Source organism: Psychrobacter sp. 1Y10 (assembly GCF_052259005.1).
Lineage (GTDB): Bacteria > Pseudomonadota > Gammaproteobacteria > Pseudomonadales > Moraxellaceae > Psychrobacter > Psychrobacter saeujeotis.
The window spans coordinates 1-5,700 of sequence record NZ_JBQQES010000018.1 but is presented as its reverse complement, the minus strand read 5'-3'; the positions used below and the strand labels follow the sequence as shown (position 1 = coordinate 5,700).

Annotated in this window: 7 protein-coding genes; 3 read left to right on the top strand and 4 right to left on the bottom strand. The window is 40.5% G+C overall.

The window, feature by feature from the left end; genetic code table 11:
- Positions 1 to 287 precede the first annotated feature (287 nt).
- The 3 genes from ACTXGH_RS13690 to ACTXGH_RS13680 all read right to left on the bottom strand — a co-directional run bounded on the left by ACTXGH_RS13690 (position 288) and on the right by ACTXGH_RS13680 (position 2,449).
- On the bottom strand, positions 288 to 860 hold the full coding sequence (locus ACTXGH_RS13690; RefSeq protein WP_439297179.1) for a hypothetical protein: 573 nt from the start codon (positions 858 to 860) through the stop codon (positions 288 to 290).
- Positions 861 to 863: 3 nt separating this feature from the next.
- Positions 864 to 1,415 carry an MbeB family mobilization protein gene (locus ACTXGH_RS13685; RefSeq protein ID WP_439297178.1) on the bottom strand — a complete coding sequence of 184 codons (552 nt, stop codon included), beginning with the start codon at positions 1,413 to 1,415 and terminating at the stop codon, positions 864 to 866.
- Between the two features lie 701 nt (positions 1,416 to 2,116).
- Positions 2,117 to 2,449: a plasmid mobilization protein gene (locus ACTXGH_RS13680; protein ID WP_439297177.1), complete on the bottom strand. Its 333-nt coding sequence runs from the start codon at positions 2,447 to 2,449 to the stop codon at positions 2,117 to 2,119.
- A 239-nt stretch (positions 2,450 to 2,688) separates the two neighbouring features.
- On the opposite strand from ACTXGH_RS13680, the gene ACTXGH_RS13675 reads away from it, so the two are divergent.
- Positions 2,689 to 3,564 (top strand): hypothetical protein, encoded by an 876-nt coding sequence (locus tag ACTXGH_RS13675; protein WP_439297176.1) that lies wholly within the window; start codon positions 2,689 to 2,691, stop codon positions 3,562 to 3,564.
- Positions 3,565 to 3,745: 181 nt separating this feature from the next.
- On the top strand, positions 3,746 to 4,000 hold the full coding sequence (locus ACTXGH_RS13670; protein ID WP_439297182.1) for a hypothetical protein: 255 nt from the start codon (positions 3,746 to 3,748) through the stop codon (positions 3,998 to 4,000).
- Here ACTXGH_RS13670 and ACTXGH_RS13665 read toward each other — a convergent pair.
- On the bottom strand, positions 3,990 to 4,919 hold the full coding sequence (locus ACTXGH_RS13665; protein WP_439297181.1) for a replication initiation protein: 930 nt from the start codon (positions 4,917 to 4,919) through the stop codon (positions 3,990 to 3,992). The genes ACTXGH_RS13670 and ACTXGH_RS13665 overlap by 11 nt on opposite strands.
- Before the next feature lie 390 nt (positions 4,920 to 5,309).
- Here ACTXGH_RS13665 and ACTXGH_RS13660 point away from each other — a divergent pair, with 390 nt between their 5' ends.
- Entirely contained in the window at positions 5,310 to 5,678 is a 369-nt protein-coding gene (locus ACTXGH_RS13660) for a hypothetical protein (RefSeq protein WP_439297180.1), read from the top strand.
- The last annotated feature ends 22 nt before the right edge of the window (positions 5,679 to 5,700 follow it).

Here is a 5,700-nt window from a genome sequence, read left to right as displayed (position 1 = left end):
GAGTAAGAGTAAGAGTAAGAGTAAGAGTAAGAGTAAGAGTAAGAGTAAGAATTAAGGTTCAGTGGACTGTAGAAATATAGAACTACTTAAAAAAAACCTATCAAAGATAGGTTTTTTTTAAGTAGTTACAGAAGATGTCATGAACTTTGTGCAGTGCAATGTAGAGACATCGAACCATCACCTATATCTCAGTGTTTACAGTATTCTTTTCCGCCTTAGCTATCGACCCATACTTGCAGATCGTGACCTTGTGGGCGCTCTAGCAAGCTCTTGCTCTTTGGCTTTGATTACGTCTCTAATTTGTCCCGCAACGTGTTTAATTCCTTCAATTCCGCTTGTATTGCCGTCTGCGATCCGGTTATTTTCGTTTGTGATTGCTCTATTTTGATCTGTGCGCTCACTAATTCCTTCAATTCGCTTTCTAACTTCACGGTATCGCTGTCTAGCTGCGTCGTATCGCTCTTGAGATAGTCGGGCGGTGTTATCGTACTCTGATACGTCTTTAACTGCTCTACGAGTTGAATTTGTACTTTTCCTAAAGCCAATAACTCGCTTATCAATAATGCTTGCGTTGTTACGTGCTCTTTCCGATATGCCACCCATCCATTGAATACCATCGTTTGTTCTGTCATTGAAGCTTGCAACTCCTTGAACAACGTCGGTAAGCGCTCTAATTCTTGCGTCTTCGTTCGTGCCAATCTGTTCAATGAGGCTGTCAATTCCGCTATATCTTGATCTTTCTTGTCGAGCATCTGCTCCATGTATCTCTCTTGGTCGTCTAGCATTTGCTCTTGGCGTTTGATCGTATCCTGCTGTGCTTGCATCGCTTGCTGCACTTGCTCTAGTAGTCTCTTGTCCATGAGTTATTTCTGTCCATAGTTGATGGGCTGCTGCGTCTGCGATAGCGTCTTCGGTTGTGGCATAGGCTGTGTCGGTTTTGAGAACGTGTTGAACAGCATTGTCCCTATGATTATTCCCAACACCAGCATCGCGAGTGCGCTCAAACCGGCTACTATCGCCCATTTTTTCATCTCTGACTTGATAACTTGCGCTATTCTGTCTTCTCGCTGCTCTATCAGATACGCTATGTGCTGTGTATAGGCTTCTATCGTCTTCTCTATGTCTTCTGCGAACTGGTTTAAATGCTCGGTGGTATGGGCTTGGACGCTGCTCATATAAGTTTCGAGGGCTGTAGACATATCGGTTTGATGCGTTACTAACATCGTGAGCAGCTGCTCGTTGCTCGTGTCTAGGTTTGTCATGCCTTGCTTGATGATAGTCTCGCTTTCTTGTAATTTCGCTGTCATAAAGCTGTTTAGCTGCGTCGTAGCGTTCTCTACTTCCTGCTCGATAGTCTTCGCTTGCTTCTCTGACTGTGTTCTGAACTTCTGGGCTAAACTTAAAATCTCGCTCATATAATCCGCCTGTTAGCCTGATATTTCGTTTTGCTTTGGGATCTGGGTTTTTGATACTGATTGCTTTGTCTGTCTCTCGTGCGATCTCAAAGCCACCATCAGTGAGGGCTTGAATAACGTCGTCACGACTGGTTATAACGCCTTCAACCACTAATACTTGTAGACCGTCAGTAATGGCTTGTCTCGCGTCTTTAACGTCTCTTGGTAAATTGTCACGCTGCGCCATTAATCGCTTGTTGGCGGGGTCATTGGGGTCGGTAAAACCATGTTCAATATTTTGCATGTCTTTCCATGCGTTGACGCGGCGCTTATCTTGGTAGTGGACATAGGGCTGAAACGCTCTGCCATGCTCTAAATCTACATTGGTAAAGACAAAGTTCAGCTCTAACCGTCCTTTATCTCGATGCTCAATCCAGCTCACGCTTACTCTATCAACGTCTAGCCCTGCTCGAATGGTTTCCTCAAAGCCGTCCATTAAAGCGTTTTTCTGTTCTGCAGTAACTTGGTCGGCTGTCTCGGTAAACGATAAGCAACCACTGGTGTATTTTTGCTTGAAGTCTAGGCTATCAATGAGCAAGGCTTGGTTGTCTACGTCGCCCCTCAATACTTCGGCATCGAGCCGTTTGCCCTCTGGCTGCTGGTTGTCTTTGAGCAAGTAATCAAACACGCCTTTACTGCTACCAGTGCCATGTGTGAAGAATTTAACGATCATCGGGCATACTCGATGCTAGTGCTTTATCTAGCGAGGTTTGCAAGTTGAGTAAGGCAATTAGTACTAAGTTACCGACTTCTTGCCCTGTGTTAATCTGCTTGGCGATTTGGTTGATGTTAATGCCAATACGATTAACGGCTCGCACCAATTCAGGATCGGCAGTGTGTACTATTTTTTTGGGCTCGGATTCAGGCGCGGCTATCGGTTGATCAAGTATCAATCTACGAATGTAGTTAGACATATCGTGTCTGCCTGCACGCTTTTTAATGTCTAAGACTTCATCATCAGAGACTCGTATTTTTAGCCATTTCGTCCTTGCCATTTGAACCTCGCTTTAGCAGTTATTTTTTACCCTCACGGCTTTTTGTGAGGGGTTGGGGTTAAGGGGTTTCCCCTTACCAGTATGCCTTGGGTCAATAGTAACGCAGTGAATATTGTACCCACGGTATATGCTGGCTATTAAATAATACAATAATTTAGAAAAGAATAATTATATTTATGATACTTTCCTTGTATACAAATAAAACAAATTACAGTTACGCAGTATTTAAGGAACAAATAGTGGAAGATAACAGTAAAAATGATAAGAGAAACGAGTTAGAAAAAACTCAGAATGTCAGTTTTATAGATAGTATTTCCGATAAAAATACTTGGATAAAGGGGTTAAATATAACTAAAGAAAATATTCCTTTTATTTTAATAATAATATCGGGAATGGGGGCAGCGATACAAACTATTGAATTGTCAAAAATAGATTTAACTTATTTGAGGTTTTTCTCTGTCTCGCAACTAGCTGCAGATGGAGCTTTAGTAACTCTCACTGTACTAGCTTCTTACATTATGTATAGATTTTACCTTACAACTTTGATGGCAATGCCACTAATAGGTGACTTAGAAAAGGCAGTCAAAAATAAAGATAAAGAATATACTCCAGAAAATGCTATTCCAGTACTAATATTTTCCTACTCAGTTTCAACAGCAGCCTTGTTTATGCATAGTGGACCATTCAAAGATGCGCTATTAGTCATGATCGCAATAAGTTCTATGATGTTAGCGGGGCTGGCATTTTCTCTAAAGTACTTGTGGCTCTTCAATAAACAATCGCGGGTACTAGAACCCGTAGAAATAACACCATTTAAGGTATTCAGAGAGATACTCATGATTGCAACGCCAGCTACAATGCTCATCTATACAGTATTGAATCTGGGGAACATATACCTAAACCTGTATAAGATACCGACACCAGAAAGACTTGCTAACTACGAGTACGTTGAGAGTAGAATTGAAGAAGATTACGGCAAAGATCAGGAATATAAGATTCGATACTTCAACGACAAATATACGTTCATCGAAATCACTGAAGATAGAAGCATAGCAATATACAAAACCGACGATGTACTGTTTAATGCACAGCACATAATTATCGAAAGTAACTAGACGGCGAATAGCCTAAGCAAGAACTATAAAAGACTTAACTACAATGCTATAGAAAAGCCAGCACTATGCATCAAAACTAAAAAAAGGCTGTTATCTGATTTAGGCTTGCACTTTCCGCTTTTTTTAAAAAAAATGAGCCCCATATTTATTACTCATTTAGCGTATAAAAAAGGAACTTGTTATGCTGTCATTCACAATGTTTGAACCTAAATTTATAGGTAACTGCAAGAGAATCGAAGAGTTTGCAGAGCGTGGACTAGAGAGAGCTGCTATTGTCTCTGAATTCCATAAACAGAATATAGATATCTCAATCAACATGGTTAATGCTGTTTTAGACGGAGATGTCGAAAGAATGAAGAAAAAGGCTTTGCCTAAACAAGCTATCAAGGACTTGGACGCAGATATTGCAAGAATATCTCAAGGAATCATAGCTTAAGCCAGTTTCTTATAGTCCTGTCTGATACGCCCAATTGTATCGCTATTTCTTTATTAGCAAGCTTTAGAGCTTTAAGTTCTAAAGCTTTAGTTCTTTTGTCTTGATATTTAAGCGAACGTGCTACACCACCTTTCGAAGAGTTGCTAATTTTACCGCCTTTACTTCCCTTAACTGATTGACGATAAACAAACTCGTGATAGTGGTATGCGTCATGCTTCCAGCAGTATTTTGCGATGCTTTTAGCAGTTGCTTTGATTTCTGAATAGGGTAATGGCCGTGAAAACATCATATTAACGTTTTGAGCATGTTTGAGCACTGAGTTATACCATTGCTCCCAAGTCTTCCCTCGATGCTCTCTAATCGCAGCATACGCCCAATGACGAACGGTATCGAACAGGGTGCAGTTCCTACCAAGTCCATATTCTTTCTCTCTAGTCGTTAAAGGTCTGAGATCAACAAATTCCGCTAGATAATTTAGCTCGTAGGCTTCTTTTGTCCATACCTCGGTACGCCAATGCTTGTGCATCGGGTTTTTAGTGATGAAATTGGTATAACCGACGTCTGCCCTCGTCTCTCTGACAAGCCCTGCTTGTATCTTAGCAAGATAATCTAAGGCTTTACGACTGCCATGCTCACTGGTGCAAACAGGCGTTTTTAGCTCATAGACAATATGAGCGTGTCCGTTTGAGGGGTTTTGGCTTGTCCACCGTGGCGGTGGCAAGTATTCTTCCGCCCAACGCATTGCACCATGCTCATGATCAATGTCTAAGCATATGAAGTGAGTCATGCAAGGTGGGTTATGCTGAATGTACCGCATTTTGACGGCAGTTTGCCTAGGACGAATGATCAGATTACCTAAATCATCGGTGCAATAGGGCTTATGGGGCAGGGTTTCGTATATTTCCGGTAGTATTAACATGACACACACTTGTGTTGGTGCGCCTGCTGATATAAAATATCCGTATCGAAAGATGGGTTTTATATCTGCTGACACAGATTAAAATTCACCTAACCCCTAGTGTTGGTAGCACTGGGGGTTAGTCGTTTCTAGCACTTGAGTTTACGCTTTCATTACCTTCGCGTCAATTAGCAACTTCTTCGCAAAGCCACGCCATTTAAGGTGTACATCGCTCTAAAAAAATACTACTCGTTTGTTATCCTTGGAATTTATCACAAAATGATAAAGTGAATTGTCCCGAAAGTAGATTTTAGATAACATGGTGAGAAAATATAAATATGCTTTAAATACTAACAATAGTGATAACATTAGTTTGGAGTAAATTAATATTATCGTATTTGTGGGGTTAACATGAATGTTTTTGAGTATAAAAAAAGATCCTCAATACCTAGAGGTGATGTAATAGAAGGATTGAAAGTTATATCAAGAAACTACGATAGCGATATGACTTCTGCAAACCAAAGAGTCAATAATGCTGAACATAGAGCTAGGCAAGCTGAAAATAGAGCTGAGTATGCTGAGAGAAAACATAAAAATGATTATAAAGGGAATAAACACTCAAACTCAGAAGATCAAGTGATTGAATTAATTTTTACGCTAGTTGGGGGAATAGTAGTAGTCGCAGGAACGGCGTTATTTGAAATAGTAAAAGACCGAATGAGTAAGAGTAAGAGTAAGAGTAAGAGTAAGAGTAAGAGTAAGAGTAAGAGTAAGAATTAAGGTTCAGTGGACTGTAGAAATA

What these genes read in the sequence shown, in the direction of transcription:
- ACTXGH_RS13660 (WP_439297180.1), top strand. Translation starts at nt 5,310, where the DNA reads ATGAATGTTTTTGAGTATAAAAAAAGATCCTCAATACCTAGAGGTGAT.
- ACTXGH_RS13685 (WP_439297178.1), bottom strand. Translation starts at nt 1,415, where the DNA reads ATGAGCGAGATTTTAAGTTTAGCCCAGAAGTTCAGAACACAGTCAGAG.
- ACTXGH_RS13670 (WP_439297182.1), top strand. Translation starts at nt 3,746, where the DNA reads ATGCTGTCATTCACAATGTTTGAACCTAAATTTATAGGTAACTGCAAG.
- ACTXGH_RS13665 (WP_439297181.1), bottom strand. Translation starts at nt 4,919, where the DNA reads ATGTTAATACTACCGGAAATATACGAAACCCTGCCCCATAAGCCCTAT.
- ACTXGH_RS13680 (WP_439297177.1), bottom strand. Translation starts at nt 2,449, where the DNA reads ATGGCAAGGACGAAATGGCTAAAAATACGAGTCTCTGATGATGAAGTC.
- ACTXGH_RS13690 (WP_439297179.1), bottom strand. Translation starts at nt 860, where the DNA reads ATGGACAAGAGACTACTAGAGCAAGTGCAGCAAGCGATGCAAGCACAG.